We start from the raw sequence: 15,759 nt of genomic DNA, 5'->3' as shown, positions 1-15,759 counted from the left end.
ACATTTTTGGAGGACGCTCATGACATCATTTCAATTCACGAAAATGCACGGACTAGGAAACAATTATATATACGTCAATCAGATGAAGGAACAGCTTCCAGAAGAGCAGCTGTCAGAGATAGCGATCCGCGTTTCTTCTGTTTATACAGGTATCGGTTCAGACGGAATGATCCTCATTTGCCCATCAGATGTTGCGCCTGTGAAGATGCGCATTTTCAACAATGATGGATCAGAGGGGAAAAACTGCGGTAACGGTCTGCGTTGCGTTGCTAAATATGTATATGAGCATCAAATCGTAACAGACACAACGTTCCAGATTGAGACATTGTCAGGACTCGTTGAGGCGACCGTTCATGTGCAGGATGGTCACGTTCAGTTAGTGACAGTAGATATGGGTAAACCTCGTTTTGAAAAAGAAGCGATGCCAATGCTTGGTGAACCGGCCAGTACAACGATTAATGAACCGCTTGATTTTGGCACGACGACCTTAAATGGAACAGCTGTTTCAATGGGGAATCCCCATATCGTTTTCTATTTAGAAGACATTGAACAGGCGCCGCTCGATTCGCTTGGGCCAATCATTGAAAAGCATGACATGTTTCCAGAAGGCGTCAATGTAGAATTTGTTGAACGCGTCAGTGAAACGGAACTGCATTTCCGCGTGTGGGAAAGAGGATCAGGGATTACGCAAGCGTGCGGAACAGGAGCATGTGCTGCGGCTGTATCAACGATTGTGAATGGACATGCGAAAAAAGAAACGGATATGACCGTTCATCTAGCTGGCGGAGACCTCATCATTCGCTGGAAAGACAATGACCATGTGCTGATGACAGGACCTGCTGAAACAATTTGTGACGGCACATTCTATCTCTAAACCATTTATTTGAGAAAAGGCAACATCACGTTTATAATTGAAAAGAAACATCCAGTCAAAAGGAGGGATGATCGTGAGTACACCAGTAACGATTACAGAAGCTGCTGCATTGCAGATTAAAGATATGATGAAAGAACATGAAGAAGAAAATGCGTTCCTACGAGTGGGCGTAAAAGGCGGCGGCTGCAGCGGTCTTTCATACGGGATGGGCTTTGACCATGAAGTTTCAGAAAAAGACACGCAGTTTGAACAGCAGGGCATCAAGGTTCTTGTCGACTCCGAAAGCCTTGACATCATGAACGGAACCATCATTGATTTCAAACAATCACTAATGGGCGGCGGTTTCACGATTGACAATCCGAACGCGATTGCGTCATGCGGATGCGGTTCTTCGTTTAGAACAGCTACGAATACGGGAACGCCTGAAGATTGTTAATGATTTAAGGGTTAAAAGTTTATTGGCAGGGATTATGAATTACACTATATTTATGAGTGTACACAAGCCAGAAAATGTGTATTAACAATCCCAAATATGTCAGTTTAGGGTTGTAAATTACATGCCTTCTCGAAAGTTAATGTTGAATTACATTACTATTTGAGGAGGCTTTTTTATGTCTTTAAACAAGAGAATTAGGAAGAAACCAGTTGGTAAATTGTCAAATCAAAAGGAATATCCGAAGATAACCATGGAGCAAGCAATAGATCTTGTTATCTCTGGTAAGAGTGCAGAAGGACTAAGAGAAAGAACTTTGAGGGATTATAAAAAAGATTGAGGGTACTTTGTTAATTGGCTACAAAAGAATTATGAAATTGAAACAATTGATGAACTATCGCCTCAGGTTTTTAGGGATTACATTAATTACTTAAGCATATATCAGAGTATCATCAGTTGAACAGAACGAAGCAAGACAAGTCAAAGCAATGAAACAGTACAAAATAGATAAAGTGTATCAAGAGAAGGTATCCGCAAAGAATACAGAAAGACCAAAATTACAAGAGATGTTGGAGTTTGCAAGAGAAGGAGATACAATCTATGTTGCAGACTTCTCAAGATTAGCACGATCAACAAAAGACTTGTTGGAATTAGTTGAACTATTAGAATTAAAAGGAGTATAACTTGTGTCAATTATAGAAAAAATTGACACTTCAACGGCAACAGGCAGACTAATGTTAAAGATGATTAGTGCTATTAACGATTTTGAACGTGAGAATATGCTTGAAAGACAGCGTGAAGGCATCGCAATAGCTAAAGCAGAAGGAAAGTATAAAGGGAGAAAAAAGGTATCAATCCTAGACTTCCATCAGCATTATAAACGGTATATGAATCGAGAAGTATCTAAGTCTCAGCTTGCTAAAGAATTGGGCATATCAAGACCAACATTAGATAAGTTAATCAAAGAGAATCAAAAAGTAAGTTAATAAGGGACTCCTCGTGGAGTCTCTTTCTAGTATCGAGGGTATAGGGGTATATTTCCACATTTTCATTAGGGGTATTGGTGGGATATACCAACAGTCGGTTCATCCACACACCATGAAACGATCTTGAACCGATACGTTTTGTAACATATCATACATTTGTTGTTTACGCTTTTCATTCACGAAACGCTTGAACAGTATTAAATCGATAAGGCTCGACAATCTATTAAATTATCAATGGACATTTGAGAGGTAGGGAGAATGCTTGTCTTTGTCAAAAGATACATAAAATAAAAAATGCATTACTTTCCTCCTATCATTCTTGTAATATGGTAAAATGTAGGGAAACCAGGAGGGGAATTCAAATATGAAATCTATTGGTATAAGGGTTGAACCATCTGAAATATATTATGTAATTTTAGAACTTGAAGATGGAGGAAACTTTCGTTTTTTAACACAAAAATTAGTTCTACCGAAAGCTTTAAATGATGATATTCCGAAACAGCTTTCATTTATTCGTAATACATTATTCTCGATAATTTGTGAATACGATATTCAGTATGCTGGCTTAAAAACGACTGAAGGTTTAGCTCAAACCCCGAGTGTTTTTAGAATGAATATTGAAGGGGTTATTCAAGAGTTATTTGCAGATAGTACAATTAAAACTTATTTTGCGGGTACATACACTTCCATTGCAGCAAGAGTAAACAATAGTAGCACAACCATTAAAGAAAGCTGTAAGGGTGAAAACAACATCTTAGGTATTGATAATTGGGGCAATTTAAATCAAAAGCAAAGAGAATGTATCTTCTCTGCATTAGCAGCTACCAATTATCAGATTGGAGGCGGGGAGTAATGATAAAAATCAATCATGTTAAACCTCACCTCTCTCTTGATAAATGGAAAAGAATTGGTGATGTTGAGGGGAAAAATTCAGAGGTTTGGATTGCAAGGGATACACAATTAGAACAAGTACTTATACTAAAGAAGATAACTAAGGAGTCTCTTGATCAACAATCTGTTGAGGACTATTTTGCTGAAGCAAAAATATTGAATACATCAAAACATCCGCATGTAATGCCCATTTACTACTCTGCAGAAAATGATGAAAATGTATATATTACAATGCCTTACTATGCAAACGGATCTTTAAACTCAGTGTTAAATGAACGTTTTTTGACCACTAGAGAAATTATAAGATACTCACTGGATTTTCTTTCTGGGTTATTGTTCATACACATAAAGGGACTTATTCATCTAGATATTAAGCCTACTAATGTAATAATAGATGATACTAACAAGGCTTTATTAACGGACTTTGGGTTATCAAAACATTTAAATGAAAATGGATTTGCAAATCAAAGGAGACAGTATGTAGCACATAGATCACCTGAAGCGTATGTTACTACAGATAAAACAGTTCAAGATGATATATATCAAGCAGGGCTAACTTTATATCGAATGTGTAACGGGAATTCTGATTTCAAAACACAATTTGATTTACTAAAAACAAGTTGCAATAGTGATGAGGAATTCATAAAAAAGATACAAAGAGGCGAATTTCCAAATAGGAAGTCTTATCTTCCTCAAATTCCAGTTAAACTTCGTAGAATAATTAACAAGATGTTACATACAGATATAGATAAACGATATAAAGATGTCCTATCCATTATTAATGATTTAAGTAAAATAGATGAGAAAATGGATTGGAGATATGTTATCATAGAAGAGGAACGTGAGTTTGTGTGGTCGCTGGATAACGCTAGTTCAATTGTTACCGTAAGGGTTGAAGAAAATGAAGGAAAATACTTGACTTCTGTTAAAAAATATGTTAAGAATAGTGGAAACACTCAAAATCAGCCTAGACATAATAAGGGAAATGATACCTTGTTAGAAGCGTTGGCTCATTTAGAAACAGTTTTATCACAATACTCATAAAGGAGGTTAGTTATGATGTTTCGGGAAGCTAATGAGTTATCTAGGAAATATTTAGCGAATCCACATCAAGGTAAATCCTTTATAGAGCGTCTTAAATCTAATAAATCAATTGATCTTAGAGACAATATGGTTATTATTGATTTGGGAAATGGGTATAGTGATATTAAACCTAAAGACGAAAATAAACGATTCAAATAAAAAATGGCCTCTCACTCAACATGTGGGAGGTCTATTTGGTTGCTTGAAAAACTAAATGCTTTTATAGGTAAAGACACTTGAAGATTAAACTAGTGTGTAAGCCCAATAAACTTCAAACACTTTAGAGAACAAGCGAAACAAATGGTGGAGAGGATGAGGAAAGGGAATACTCCTCTGTAATATTCAAACCTACAAAACAAAAAGCGGCACATTTAGATCAAACTGCTTTGGATTTTTTTGAAGTCGGTGTAATAGTGCGTTACTTTAGCGTGAGTACATACAGTACGGAAATTTATGATGTAGATTTATTAATGAAATATCGATTTTATTAGGGGTTCGTAGTTACATTTTGGGCGTAGAGTGGGGATACTAAGGAAGCATTCTAAAGTTAGATCACTTGCCCATCAATATCTAATAGGAGGAAAGAGGAAAGATGAGTAACCTTATAAATGACTATGTTAAAGATGTACTGCCTTCATTTTTTAAGAGATACAATATACCAAATAATGTTATTGAAGTTGTTAATAAAGATATAGAAACTCGTATTTATTCTCTTTTGATTCGTTGGACTGATATTGAATTTAGAAGAGTCTTGTTGACGACTGGACTAGAAGAAGCAACTTTTTATGAACCAAATGAGAATTTAGAATTAAGGTGTTTTGTTGTGGTTGCTATTAGAAATAGCTTATTCGAAAATCTTGTTAGTAATCGAAAGGCTGCATTGGCATTAGGATTGAAAAAATCGCCTATACCTGAAACTGATGTTAAGACTTTTACACAGGAAGCAATAAAACATTTCAAGTGCATAGATTTTGAAAAGGAATGTAATGATTTAACAATTGATGACAGTAAAGATCTATACCGTGATCTAAAAGAGAGATATCCCGTAGCATGGAAAGCCATATCAGAATTAGGTAAATGGTCTAATAAAGCACAAGTTTTTGATAGCCTTAAATACACACCATTAGAAATAGCAGAATTACAACAGACACTGACTCCAATTAACCAAAAAGAGAAAATGAGAGTTGTAGAAATACAAAGCGGAATCGATGAAAAGTTAGACAAAGGACTGTTAGAGATTTTGATGCGAATATCGCTTGAATTACAACCAGTATTCTACACTGATTGCTTTAAAATGCTGACTAGGAATATCGATAAATTGCTTAAGGTAATAGAGTATGTTTTAAGAAAAGAATGTATCTTTATGACAAGCAATTTTTACATAAGTAATGGATATGTCTCAAAACGAAAAGACTTACTTCCACCCGCACACTATGATGAAGATGTTGAAAAGAATTTAAAGCAATTTAACGGTTTAAGTCAAACCCATTTGAAGGCATTTAAAACTTTAAGCAATTTAATGCTGAATTGATATTTATTTTAGATCGGTGATGTTTTCTGGATTATAAAAGATAAAGGTCAGAGATGACGATAGTCAAACTTAGCTTCAAAAGTAACTTGTTCAGATCTTCAAAACTCATGAAGTGCTGCAGCTATGTTGCTAACAACTGAGCAGTTGTAAGTAATGAATGAATTGGTAACTTGTAAATTTTATAACATTAGTCCATCCCATCTCTTTATGGAAGATGGGGTTTTGCTTGTTTGAATATAAATTTTTGGGTATAATTCAGTTAACGACATTAACAATCGTGAAGGCTTGCAATTAACAACCATGCTTGCAATTCATAATCACTCAAAACACTTATAAACCTTAATATATCAACATTCCTAAACAATCACTAATGGGCGGCGGTTTCACGATTGACAATCCGAACGCGATTGCTTCATGCGGATGCGGTTCTTCGTTCAGAACAGCCACGAATACCGGTACGCCGGAAGAGTGTTAACAACTTATCATGGATAATAATAAGCCTCCTTGTTCGTTTGTTCTTGTAAACAACACGAATGAGGAGGCTTTTTGTTTGAAGAGGAAAGGTGACCAAAAAAGACACTCATTCCGCATCTCTTTTTATATTGCTTCTTCTATTTTCAAAAGTTCTTTATCCAAGACATCCACCAACTCTTGGGTGCTAAACATATAGATCACGACTTCTTTATTGCCATCTTCCACGTGGACTTCAATTTCAATTTTAATCTTTGCTGGTTTTTCATGGTACACCACTTCAAAGATGCCCATTCTTTTTGTTTCATTGTTTTTATTCATTTTTTGAACGTTGGTGAGTATCTGTTTGATTTCTTGATCACTCAAACCAGCATCTAAAATCGAAGTAGACACATGTGTTAAAAAAGGTTCTAGCTGATCAACATCCATATTCAATCCGGCAGCGAATTGAGCATAGTGTTTGTTATAGTCTTTTGCAAACACTTCTACTGAGCCGCCAATTATCAGTAACAAACTCAAACTAATCATGAAACGCTTTATCATCTTTCCACCTATCCTTCATGACGATCTTCTCCTTCTTATATCGGTTGAACCAATCAAACTTTCATTGATTCCATTCCTTCTTAAACAATTTGTAAATCGCTCAATTTTGTTACAGCTTGTCCTCACAACTGGCTATTTCCACTCGAAAAGAGTATCATGAGAACCAAACATAAACTGTCATCAGAAAAGAGGTTGCTGAGGTTTGAGTGAACAAATCAATTGCAGGAACTGTCATGAACTGATTCCGTATCGTTCAAAAACATGTCCATCTTGCGGGATAGACAAGCCGCTTCCGAAAAAGGAACGTGTGAAGGATCGGGTGATTTTGGTTGTGGCAGGAATTGTTGTGGTGCTGCTTGCTGCAATGGTACTTGGAATGGCGAATGCCTATATTGGGATTTTTAAATAAACAAAAAAGGAGTTCCGCAGATGGAACTCCTTTTTTTGATCCGTTCTTATTTATTTTCAAATAAGCTTGTGGAATGAAGCGGCTGTACACGAGCTTTCGGGTCCATGTAAGCTTTGGCGTTGTTCACAGCAGTTGGTGCTTCACCAAATCCGCTTGCGATTAATTTGACTTTTCCTTCATACGTACAGATGTCTCCCGCCGCATAGAAGCCTTCGATGTTTGTTTCCATCGTGGATTTGACCACGATAGAGTTCTTTTCGATTTCAAGGCCCCATTGTTTGATTGGGCCAAGGGAGGAAACAAAACCGAAGTTGACGATCACGTCGTCCACATCTAGTACTTGTTTTTTATCGCCTTTGACTTCTTCAAGCACAATTTGTTCAATGCGGTCTTCCCCAATGAGCTCAGTTGGCACAAATGGTGTCAGCACATTGACTTTCGAGTTGTGCAAGTTTTCTACACTGTGCTCATGTGCACGGAATTTATCACGACGGTGAATAATCGATACTTCTTTTGCGATTGGCTCAAGCATCAGTGCCCAGTCAACCGCAGAGTCTCCACCGCCAAGAACAGCAACACGTCTGCCAGCGAATTGGTTCAAGTCATTGATGAAGTAATGCAGGTTGCTTCCTTCAAATGATTCTGCTGTATCTAGCTCAAGCTTTCTCGGTTGGAATGCACCGTTACCAGCTGTAATGATGATCGTTTTTGAATAATGAACCTCTTGATTCGTAACGAGTTTGAAGATACCGTCTGCTTGTTTTTCAACCGTTTCCACAGCTTGCTCTAAGCAAATGGTTTGATCAAATTTATCCATTTGTTCCTTTAAATTATCAATTAATTCTTGTGCGCGGATTTTTGGGAAACCAGCCACATCATAAATGTATTTTTCAGGGTAAAGAGCGGATAGTTGACCGCCGAGCTGAGGAAGGCTTTCAATGATTTTCACACTTGCCTGTCTCATGCCTCCGTAAAACGCAGTAAACAATCCGACTGGGCCGCCCCCGATAACGGTAATGTCATATACCTTAGAATCTTCTTGCATTCCTTAATCCTCCCAAATGAAAATTGTTATCACTATATCATATCATACCACATATCGTCGTTTGACTTGTTTTGAAAAACTTGTCGTTTTTTGATGCCGATGCTGTGAAAAGGGGAAAAAAGAGAGAAAGACCGTTTATCCTAAGGATTTTCAGTTTAAAGCCTTGAAAAAAGGAGCAGAACTCGCTATTATTGTTAAGGGAACTAAATATTAATTTTTTATGAATTTTTGTCGGATACGGTCAAATGCTTTCGTTTTTTGTAGGTGAAAGTTCAGATTTTCACATACTTATTTTTTTGTTTAAATTTCATAAAATGCCGCAAAGCGGTTGAGAATAACGATATGTAATTCTTTATCCGTTTTACAGCAAATTTTAAAAAGGTGGATGTGATTCCAGTGAATAAACCGAAAATCGTTGTATTAGGTGCAGGTTATGGCGGATTAATGACTGTAACAAGATTAACAAAACAGCTTGGCACAAATGATGCGGACATTACTCTTGTGAACAAGCATAATTATCATTACGAAACAACATGGTTACATGAAGCAAGTGCAGGTACTCTTCATCATGACCGTTGTCGTTATCAAATCAAAGATGTGATTAACAGTTCCCGTGTCAACTTTGTACAAGCAACAGTTGAAAGCATTAATAAGGAAGAGAAGAAAGTTGTGACATCAGATGGCGAACTTTCTTATGACTACCTTGTTGTTGCGCTTGGTGCTGTTCCTGAAACATTTGGTATTGCAGGACTGAAAGAATATGCATTCTCAATCTCTAACATCAACTCTGCTCGTCAGCTTCGTGAGCACATTGAACTTCAATTTGCGACATATAATACGGAAGCTGAAAAGCGTCCAGAGCGTCTGACAATCGTTGTCGGCGGTGCAGGCTTCACAGGTATTGAGTTCCTTGGTGAGCTTGGAAACCGTGTACCTGAGCTTTGCAAAGAGTATGATATTGATCAAAAAGACGTGCGTATTATCTGTGTAGAAGCTGCACCAACAGCTCTTCCAGGATTTGATCCTGAATTGATCGACTATGCGATGAACTACCTTCAAGGTAAAGGTGTTGAGTTCAAAATCGGTACAGCGATCAAAGAATGTACGCCTGAAGGCATCATTGTTGGAAAAGACGATGATACAGAAGAAATCAAAGCTGAAACTGTTGTTTGGGCTGCTGGTGTACGTGGTAACCCAATCGTTGAAGAAGCTGGATTTGAAAACATGCGCGGCCGCGTAAAAGTGTCTCCAGATCTTCGTGTACCAGAAAATGAAGATGTATTCATCATCGGTGACTGCTCATTAATCATCAATGAAGAAATTAATCGTCCATACCCACCTACTGCACAAATTGCGATGCAGCAAGGTGAAACAGTAGCGAAAAACCTTGCAGCACTAGTAAAAGGTGGCACGCTTGAAAGCTTTAAGCCAGACATCAAAGGAACAGTTGCTTCTCTTGGTGAACACGACGCTGTAGGTGTTGCGTTTGGTAAAAAACTTCAAGGAACAAAAGCTTCTGCAATGAAAAAAATCATCGACAACCGTTCATTATTCATGGTTGGCGGACCAGGACTTGTTCTGAAAAAAGGAAAATTCAAGTTCTTCTAAACCGATATAGACAAAAACGTGTATCCTTGTGGTACACGTTTTTTAATGTTTTATGGAATATTTTCTCACTTGGTACTGGACAGAAAAATATGTTATGATGAATTATCAGAAAATTTAGATTAAGGAGTGAGCAATATGAATGCACAAACGAAAGAAAAAAAGTCAACTTGTCAGTATTGTTCAGGAAAAGGATATTTTCAGTTATTGCTCGGCGGATCAGAAACATGTGAGGAATGTAAAGGGACAGGAAAGAAGCATTAATCTTACGGCTTTTTCCATTGATTGACTTCATCTCTATTTCCAAGTTAAACTAATGATGGGATATTTGGGGGTGGAGATGAAGTGATCAGTTTACCAGTCGTTATCATTTCAGTTATTTTATTTTTCGTGTTATTCTTCGGCATTGGCTTTTTGCTGAATATGCTGCTGAGAATGTCATGGATTATGGCAATTTTATATCCAATTGTATGCCTTTTCATTATCAATAATCAAAAGATGATTGCTTATGTAAGAGAACCAGGCATTGCTTTTTCCGGGATAGGAGACCGCATCGTTTCTCTTGCTGCGGCAGATATCATTATTTTATTAAGTGGTCTAATTGGTGCCATTGCCTCAGGTTTTGTCATCAATGCCCTTCGTAAAAGAGGCTATCAAATGTTTTAACTCACTTGTCTACACGCAAGTGGGTTTTTTTGTTTCTCCTTTGCATAGTTTCCATTTTGTTTGGAAACAAATAGATGGGTAGAGGAGTGACAAATAGAAATGAAAACATGGATGAAACGATTGTTCATGACAGTTCTGTTTATGCTTGCCTTGATGACAAGCTTTACGGGCATATCTGGCGTAGAACCAAGTGATTTAGCTGCATGGGTGAAAGAGACCGATGCCGGTAAGCACGTATCTTCTTTTTTAAAGCATCCAAAAAGGCAGACGATGGCGGTGAAAAGTGACGATTTGCGAGCTGTTTCTCTCGAAGAAGCATTTAATTGGAACGATTATCCGAAGCAAAAGGTTGTCGCCACAGGTTATACAGCAGGTGTAGAATCAACAGGTAAGACGAAAGAACATCATGCATATGGCATTACATATTCAGGCGTCAAAGTAAAACGTGATTTATATTCAACCGTGGCAGCGGACCCATCTGTCTTTCCGATAGGAACTGTCCTGTTTATCCCCAATTATGGCTATGGTGTAGTCGCAGATACTGGGAAAGCGATTAAAGGTCATAAGCTTGATTTATATTATGAAACGGTTGATGATGTGTATAGAGAATGGGGTAAAAAAGTGCTGGACGTTTATGTGATTAAAAAGGGTGAAGGAACGCTGACAGAAAAAGACTTAAATCAGTTGAATGAAGCGGAATCGATGCAAGTGTTCCGGCAGCAGTTTCAAGCCAATAAAGAATAAAAAAGCTTTGGATCTCGAAAGGTCCAAAGCTTTTTCGTTTCTACATGAAGTAATAATCTAAGATGAGTGTGAGCAAAATTCCTGTTAAGCCGCCGAAGAAGACTTCAATCGGCTTATGCCCAAGAAGCTCTTTCAATTTCTTTTGCTTCTCTTTTTCTTCCGCACTTGGGAAGTTCTTTGCCTCGGCAACAAACCGGTTAAAATCTGTGACCAGTTTGTTCAGGACAGTTGCCTGTTCTCCTGCCTGTCTGCGAACACCTGTCGCATCAAACATTGTAATAATGGCAAAGATGGCGGAAATGGCAAAAATAGATGTTCCTAGCCCGTGCTCTAAAGCAACTGCTGTTGAGAGTGCTGTTACTGCTGCGGAGTGTGAACTTGGCATTCCGCCTGTGCTTGTAATGAGCGACCAATCTAGTCGTCTAGAAATGATAAATTGAATCGGTACTTTTACAAATTGTGCAAAAAAGATGGCTGCAAGGCTGGCAAGCAGCGGAAAATTCGTCAGTACGCTCATGAACAAGAAACATCCTCTCTTTAAGAAAAAATAACGTGCGAAATGATAAAGTATTTACCCTAGTAAGATAAAAAAATGATGGCAGTAAGAACTGTTGCCAAGTCCATGTTCATTATAACATTAAAGAAAGTAGATGTGGAACGAGGAGACCATGGACAGGTTGCTATTGATCGCTGCCGCTTTTTCATGATGCCCTTCCGCGTGCCAAAATATAAATGTTCTTCAAGGGAAGACAGGCTGGCAATGATCGTATCAGCACATAAATTTTGATATAATAGAAGTTCCAATGTGAAATATGGAGTTCATTGAAGGAGCGTGTGATAAATATGTTTTTCTCGACAAATGAGTTGCAACATAAAGATACACTGGCCATCGGACTTTTTCAAAAGAGCCAATTATCAGGAAAAGCAAAAGAAATGGATGAGTTACATGGAGGAAGAATCACTGAATTATTAAAAGAAGGCGATATTTCGTCCAAGCGAAATCAGCTTTCGAAATTTTTCCCATCTCCTGAAACCGGCATTAAACGTATTTATTTTGTCGGGCTTGGGAAGGAGTCAGATTACACGTTTGAAGAGGCAAAGGAAGTGTTTGCGCATTTATTTAAAAAGCTTCATCAAGATAAAAAGCAAGCAGTTTCGGTTTTGCTTGATACATTCACAGGAAAGGATCTGCCTGTTCAAGATGCAGCCCATGCCCTTTCTGAAAGCTGCCTTTTAGCTACATATGAATTACAAGATTTTAAACATAAAACGAATGAACCGGATCGCTTTATCGAATTTGTTTATGCAACAACGGATCATGATGCTGCCGAAATTCAGGCAAGTTTGAAAGTGGGCGAAGTCTACGGACAATCGGTCAATTCGGCTCGTACACTTGTGAATATGCCGCCGAACATGCTTACGTCCTCTGATCTTGCATCCTATGCGGCAGAGCTTGCTTATAAATATGAATTCGAGATTGAAATTTTAGATAAAGAACAAATGGAAGAGCTCGGAATGGGCGGTATTCTAGCCGTTAATAGAGGCTCAACAGAACCACCGAAGCTGATTGTATTGAAATATCAAGGCAAGGAAGAATGGACAGACGTCATCGGCCTTGTCGGTAAAGGCATTACGTATGATACAGGTGGGTATTCCTTAAAGCCAAGAGCAAGTATGGTAGGGATGAAAACTGATATGGGTGGCTCAGCCTCTGTTTTAGGCGCAATGGAAATCATCGGTGAACTTCGTCCAGAGCAGAATGTAATTGCGGTCATCGCCTCAACAGATAATATGGTCTCAGCAGATGCGATGAAGCCAGATGACGTCATTGTCTCACTAAGCGGCAAAACAATTGAAGTGCTTAACACGGATGCAGAAGGTCGGCTTGTTTTAGCAGATGGTGTGACCTATGCGAAGCAGCATGGTGCCTCTGTGCTTGTGGATGTTGCGACATTAACAGGCGGTGTCATTGTGGCACTTGGGAATGAGACAACAGGCGTGATGACAAATAACGATGAACTGTATGCCCAGTTTAAAGAGGCATCAGAAGAATGTGGGGAAATGATTTGGCAGCTGCCAATCACCGAAAAAGATAAAAAACGAGTAAGAAACAGCAAAATGGCTGATCTGAATAACTCACCAGGCCGTGATGGTCATGCGATCATGGCAGGTGCATTCATTGGGGAATTCGCTGAAGACACCCCTTGGGTGCACTTAGATATTGCAGGAACAGCCACGACAGAAAAACCTTCATGCTTCGGGCCAACAGGAGCAACAGGTGTGATGGTCAGATCATTAGCAACATTTGTGGAACGATTTGAACCGAAGAAATAAAGACAGAAGCTCTGCCAGTTGGCAGAGCTTTTTATGTAGGACATACGCCATTTGACGAAGTAAATTTTCTATGGTAACATACGTTGGTACTTTAATTATCTACTACATTAGTAAACTAAAGGATTTCGGAGGTTTCACCATGAATGCAGTTGTTTTAGCGGTTGTTTTAATGTTGATATTAAGCTTGCTGCGGGTCAATGTCGTGATTGCGCTGGCACTTGGCGCTTTAGCGGGCGGACTTGCAGGTGGATTAGGTCTAGGGGGAACAGTTCAAGCGTTCACTGACGGTCTTGGCGGAAATGCGACAGTGGCGATTAGTTACGCACTATTAGGTGCATTCGCAGCCGCCCTGACGAAAACGGGTCTTCCTGATGCCATGGTCGAAGGAGCTGTGAAGCTTCTTGGAAAAGAAGGCGATTCAAGAAGAAAAACATTATCAAAAGTGCTCATTATTCTGGTCATTTTGATTGTATCTTGTTTTTCTCAAAACGTTGTTCCTGTTCATATTGCCTTTATTCCGGTCTTAATCCCGCCATTATTAAAGGTGTTTAACGAGCTTCAAATTGACCGCAGACTGCTAGCATGTGTGATGACTTTCGGACTTACTGCACCATATATTTTACTTCCGGTCGGTTTTGGACAGATTTTTCACGGAATGCTTCGTGACAACATGAAAGATGCAGGTTTAACAGTGAATTTAGCAGACATTCCGTATGCGATGCTGATTCCTGTAGGCGGCATGGTTGTTGGCTTGATCGTTTCACTTTTTGTCTATCGTAAGCCAAAAACATATGAGAATCGTGACATTACGGATGTAGAAAAATCAGCATATACAAAAAAGAGCTTATTCTTTGCTGGACTTGCGATCCTTGTATCACTTATTGTTCAGTTATATCTCTCTCAAAGCCTTGGAGTCGAAGGGATGATCTTCGGTGCGCTTGCAGGCTTGCTTGTCTTGTTTGTAACTGGAATGATGAAACGTGATGAAGCAGATGCGCTGATTACATCTGGCATGAACATGATGGCATTTATCGGATTTGTCATGCTTGTTGCAGCTGGATTTGCCAATGTTTTAACGAAAACAGGAGATATTGAATCTCTCGTCAAGGCGTCTTCTCAATTTATCGGAAACAGCCAAAGCTTAGCGGCTATTTTAATGCTATTGGTGGGTCTGCTAGTGACAATGGGCATTGGCTCATCATTTGCAACGATTCCGATTATTACGACGATCTTTGTCCCGCTTTGTTTACACTTAGGATTCAGCCCGATGGCGACTATTGCGATTATTGGTTCAGCTGCGGCGGTAGGAGATGCAGGTTCACCTGCAAGCGACAGTACACTCGGACCAACATCTGGACTGAATATGGATGGACAGCATCACCACATTTGGGGTACATGTGTCCCAACATTCGCCTTTTATAATATCCCGCTCGTCTTGTTCGGCTGGCTTGCGGCAATTATGCTATAAATGAAAAAAGGTTCCTTACTCATAGAGTAAAGGAACCTTTTCTGATATTAGGAAGCTGTTTGTTCTTTTCGAAAGGATGTGGCTTTTGAAACCGATCGATAAATTTTAGGTGCCAGCATCGCAAGGAGGATGGTCAGCGCGTAGTCTTTTACCATAAACCACATCATGAAGAACCATGTGGTTTGATAAGAGATTGGTGCGTTCAGCCATACATTTAATGCGATGTACGTATAAGTTGTCCCGATCACATACATCACGGTCGTTCCTGCAATGGCTGCAAATAAAAAGCGGCTAAAACCAGGGTTTTGTCTTTTTTCAAGAATGAATCCGGCAAGCCATGCAGCAGGAATGTATGATAACACAAAGCCACCGCTTTTTCCTAAAATAACGCCTAGACCCGCCGAGAACTGTGCGAATACAGGTGCACCAGCGATCCCAACAAGAGCATAGACAATCATGGCCAATGCGCCAAGTCGTCTGCCCAGCAAAAGACCAGCAAGCACACAAAAAAACGGCTGCATCGTAAGTGGGATTCCGCCGACCTGTAAAAATGGCACAATGGATGTGATATTGGCTCCGATAGCCATGAGTGCAGCAAACATCCCGACGAGCACAAAGTCAGCTGTTCTTGTCTTCTTTTGCATGATATTTCCCCCTGTCTTATCTGTACAAATAG

Annotated in this window: 18 protein-coding genes and 2 pseudogenes; 16 read left to right on the top strand and 4 right to left on the bottom strand. The window is 39.0% G+C overall.

The genetic code is table 11. The features are described 5' to 3' along the window. Positions 1-19 precede the first annotated feature (19 nt). The 9 genes and pseudogenes from dapF to NST24_RS15195 all read left to right on the top strand — a co-directional run. A complete protein-coding gene (dapF, locus tag NST24_RS15235) occupies positions 20-874 on the top strand; it encodes a diaminopimelate epimerase (protein WP_007500427.1) in 855 nt (284 codons plus the stop codon). 73 nt (positions 875-947) lie between these two features. Further along, positions 948-1,310: an iron-sulfur cluster insertion protein ErpA gene (gene erpA / locus NST24_RS15230; protein ID WP_268417350.1), complete on the top strand. Its 363-nt coding sequence runs from the start codon at positions 948-950 to the stop codon at positions 1,308-1,310. Positions 1,311-1,485: 175 nt separating this feature from the next. Beyond that, a complete protein-coding gene (locus NST24_RS15225) occupies positions 1,486-1,647 on the top strand; it encodes a hypothetical protein (RefSeq protein WP_342461941.1) in 162 nt (53 codons plus the stop codon). Between the two features lie 100 nt (positions 1,648-1,747). After that, a pseudogene (locus tag NST24_RS15220) lies at positions 1,748-2,293 on the top strand (recombinase family protein). A gap of 364 nt (positions 2,294-2,657) precedes the next feature. Then, positions 2,658-3,146 (top strand): hypothetical protein, encoded by a 489-nt coding sequence (locus NST24_RS15215; protein WP_342461940.1) that lies wholly within the window; start codon positions 2,658-2,660, stop codon positions 3,144-3,146. Then, on the top strand, positions 3,146-4,228 hold the full coding sequence (locus NST24_RS15210) for a serine/threonine-protein kinase (protein ID WP_342461939.1): 1,083 nt from the start codon (positions 3,146-3,148) through the stop codon (positions 4,226-4,228). The genes NST24_RS15215 and NST24_RS15210 overlap by 1 nt, the downstream gene beginning before the upstream one ends. A 15-nt stretch (positions 4,229-4,243) precedes the next feature. After that, positions 4,244-4,426, top strand: coding sequence for a hypothetical protein (locus NST24_RS15205; RefSeq protein ID WP_252056634.1), 183 nt, complete (start codon positions 4,244-4,246; stop codon positions 4,424-4,426). Positions 4,427-4,859: 433 nt separating this feature from the next. After that, entirely contained in the window at positions 4,860-5,798 is a 939-nt protein-coding gene (locus NST24_RS15200) for a hypothetical protein (RefSeq protein WP_342461938.1), read from the top strand. A 358-nt stretch (positions 5,799-6,156) separates the two neighbouring features. Then, positions 6,157-6,273, top strand: a pseudogene (locus NST24_RS15195) (iron-sulfur cluster assembly accessory protein); the annotation flags it as partial. Between the two features lie 122 nt (positions 6,274-6,395). Here NST24_RS15195 and NST24_RS15190 read toward each other — a convergent pair. Then, positions 6,396-6,812 (bottom strand): hypothetical protein, encoded by a 417-nt coding sequence (locus NST24_RS15190; protein ID WP_096881806.1) that lies wholly within the window; start codon positions 6,810-6,812, stop codon positions 6,396-6,398. A gap of 202 nt (positions 6,813-7,014) precedes the next feature. On the opposite strand from NST24_RS15190, the gene NST24_RS15185 reads away from it, so the two are divergent. Then, a complete protein-coding gene (locus NST24_RS15185) occupies positions 7,015-7,221 on the top strand; it encodes a hypothetical protein (RefSeq protein ID WP_008346803.1) in 207 nt (68 codons plus the stop codon). 46 nt (positions 7,222-7,267) lie between these two features. Here NST24_RS15185 and yumC read toward each other — a convergent pair whose 3' ends face one another. Further along, positions 7,268-8,266, bottom strand: a complete 999-nt coding sequence (gene yumC / locus NST24_RS15180; RefSeq protein WP_035389290.1) for a ferredoxin--NADP reductase 2 — start codon at positions 8,264-8,266, stop codon at positions 7,268-7,270. Between the two features lie 390 nt (positions 8,267-8,656). Between yumC and NST24_RS15175 the strand changes: the two genes are divergently transcribed. The 4 genes from NST24_RS15175 (at position 8,657) to NST24_RS15160 (ending at position 11,281) form a co-directional block, all read left to right on the top strand. Further along, the gene (locus NST24_RS15175) at positions 8,657-9,874 is read left to right on the top strand and encodes an NAD(P)/FAD-dependent oxidoreductase (protein ID WP_160758061.1); all 1,218 of its coding nucleotides are present in this window, start codon (positions 8,657-8,659) and stop codon (positions 9,872-9,874) included. 135 nt (positions 9,875-10,009) lie between these two features. After that, positions 10,010-10,135 (top strand): YuiA family protein, encoded by a 126-nt coding sequence (locus NST24_RS15170; RefSeq protein ID WP_008346797.1) that lies wholly within the window; start codon positions 10,010-10,012, stop codon positions 10,133-10,135. Positions 10,136-10,216: 81 nt separating this feature from the next. After that, on the top strand, positions 10,217-10,537 hold the full coding sequence (locus NST24_RS15165) for a YuiB family protein (RefSeq protein WP_003212933.1): 321 nt from the start codon (positions 10,217-10,219) through the stop codon (positions 10,535-10,537). Positions 10,538-10,636: 99 nt separating this feature from the next. Next, the gene (locus tag NST24_RS15160; protein WP_024719745.1) at positions 10,637-11,281 is read left to right on the top strand and encodes a 3D domain-containing protein; all 645 of its coding nucleotides are present in this window, start codon (positions 10,637-10,639) and stop codon (positions 11,279-11,281) included. Positions 11,282-11,321: 40 nt separating this feature from the next. On the opposite strand, the gene NST24_RS15155 is transcribed toward NST24_RS15160, so the two are convergent. Further along, positions 11,322-11,798: a divergent PAP2 family protein gene (locus NST24_RS15155; RefSeq protein ID WP_024719744.1), complete on the bottom strand. Its 477-nt coding sequence runs from the start codon at positions 11,796-11,798 to the stop codon at positions 11,322-11,324. Between the two features lie 326 nt (positions 11,799-12,124). Between NST24_RS15155 and NST24_RS15150 the strand changes: the two genes are divergently transcribed. Then, positions 12,125-13,615 (top strand): leucyl aminopeptidase, encoded by a 1,491-nt coding sequence (locus tag NST24_RS15150; RefSeq protein ID WP_008346787.1) that lies wholly within the window; start codon positions 12,125-12,127, stop codon positions 13,613-13,615. 139 nt (positions 13,616-13,754) lie between these two features. Beyond that, positions 13,755-15,083: a Na+/H+ antiporter family protein gene (locus NST24_RS15145; RefSeq protein ID WP_024719743.1), complete on the top strand. Its 1,329-nt coding sequence runs from the start codon at positions 13,755-13,757 to the stop codon at positions 15,081-15,083. A 47-nt stretch (positions 15,084-15,130) separates the two neighbouring features. On the opposite strand, the gene NST24_RS15140 is transcribed toward NST24_RS15145, so the two are convergent. Next, positions 15,131-15,727 (bottom strand): biotin transporter BioY, encoded by a 597-nt coding sequence (locus NST24_RS15140; protein WP_304717711.1) that lies wholly within the window; start codon positions 15,725-15,727, stop codon positions 15,131-15,133. Positions 15,728-15,759: the final 32 nt, after the last annotated feature.

The sequence above is a fragment of the Bacillus sp. FSL R5-0286 genome, from assembly GCF_038593245.1.
Classification (GTDB): Bacteria; Bacillota; Bacilli; order Bacillales; family Bacillaceae; genus Bacillus; species Bacillus altitudinis.
This window is presented reverse-complemented; position numbering and strand designations above follow the sequence as displayed.

Excerpts from the sequence above, each read along its gene's own strand:
- dapF (WP_007500427.1), top strand. The coding sequence starts at position 20 with ATGACATCATTTCAATTCACGAAAATGCACGGACTAGGAAACAATTAT.
- NST24_RS15225 (WP_342461941.1), top strand. The coding sequence starts at position 1,486 with ATGTCTTTAAACAAGAGAATTAGGAAGAAACCAGTTGGTAAATTGTCA.
- NST24_RS15215 (WP_342461940.1), top strand. The coding sequence starts at position 2,658 with ATGAAATCTATTGGTATAAGGGTTGAACCATCTGAAATATATTATGTA.
- NST24_RS15210 (WP_342461939.1), top strand. The coding sequence starts at position 3,146 with ATGATAAAAATCAATCATGTTAAACCTCACCTCTCTCTTGATAAATGG.
- NST24_RS15205 (WP_252056634.1), top strand. The coding sequence starts at position 4,244 with ATGTTTCGGGAAGCTAATGAGTTATCTAGGAAATATTTAGCGAATCCA.
- NST24_RS15200 (WP_342461938.1), top strand. The coding sequence starts at position 4,860 with ATGAGTAACCTTATAAATGACTATGTTAAAGATGTACTGCCTTCATTT.
- NST24_RS15190 (WP_096881806.1), bottom strand. The coding sequence starts at position 6,812 with ATGATAAAGCGTTTCATGATTAGTTTGAGTTTGTTACTGATAATTGGC.
- yumC (WP_035389290.1), bottom strand. The coding sequence starts at position 8,266 with ATGCAAGAAGATTCTAAGGTATATGACATTACCGTTATCGGGGGCGGC.
- NST24_RS15170 (WP_008346797.1), top strand. The coding sequence starts at position 10,010 with ATGAATGCACAAACGAAAGAAAAAAAGTCAACTTGTCAGTATTGTTCA.
- NST24_RS15160 (WP_024719745.1), top strand. The coding sequence starts at position 10,637 with ATGAAAACATGGATGAAACGATTGTTCATGACAGTTCTGTTTATGCTT.
- NST24_RS15155 (WP_024719744.1), bottom strand. The coding sequence starts at position 11,798 with ATGAGCGTACTGACGAATTTTCCGCTGCTTGCCAGCCTTGCAGCCATC.
- NST24_RS15150 (WP_008346787.1), top strand. The coding sequence starts at position 12,125 with ATGTTTTTCTCGACAAATGAGTTGCAACATAAAGATACACTGGCCATC.
- NST24_RS15145 (WP_024719743.1), top strand. The coding sequence starts at position 13,755 with ATGAATGCAGTTGTTTTAGCGGTTGTTTTAATGTTGATATTAAGCTTG.
- NST24_RS15140 (WP_304717711.1), bottom strand. The coding sequence starts at position 15,727 with ATGCAAAAGAAGACAAGAACAGCTGACTTTGTGCTCGTCGGGATGTTT.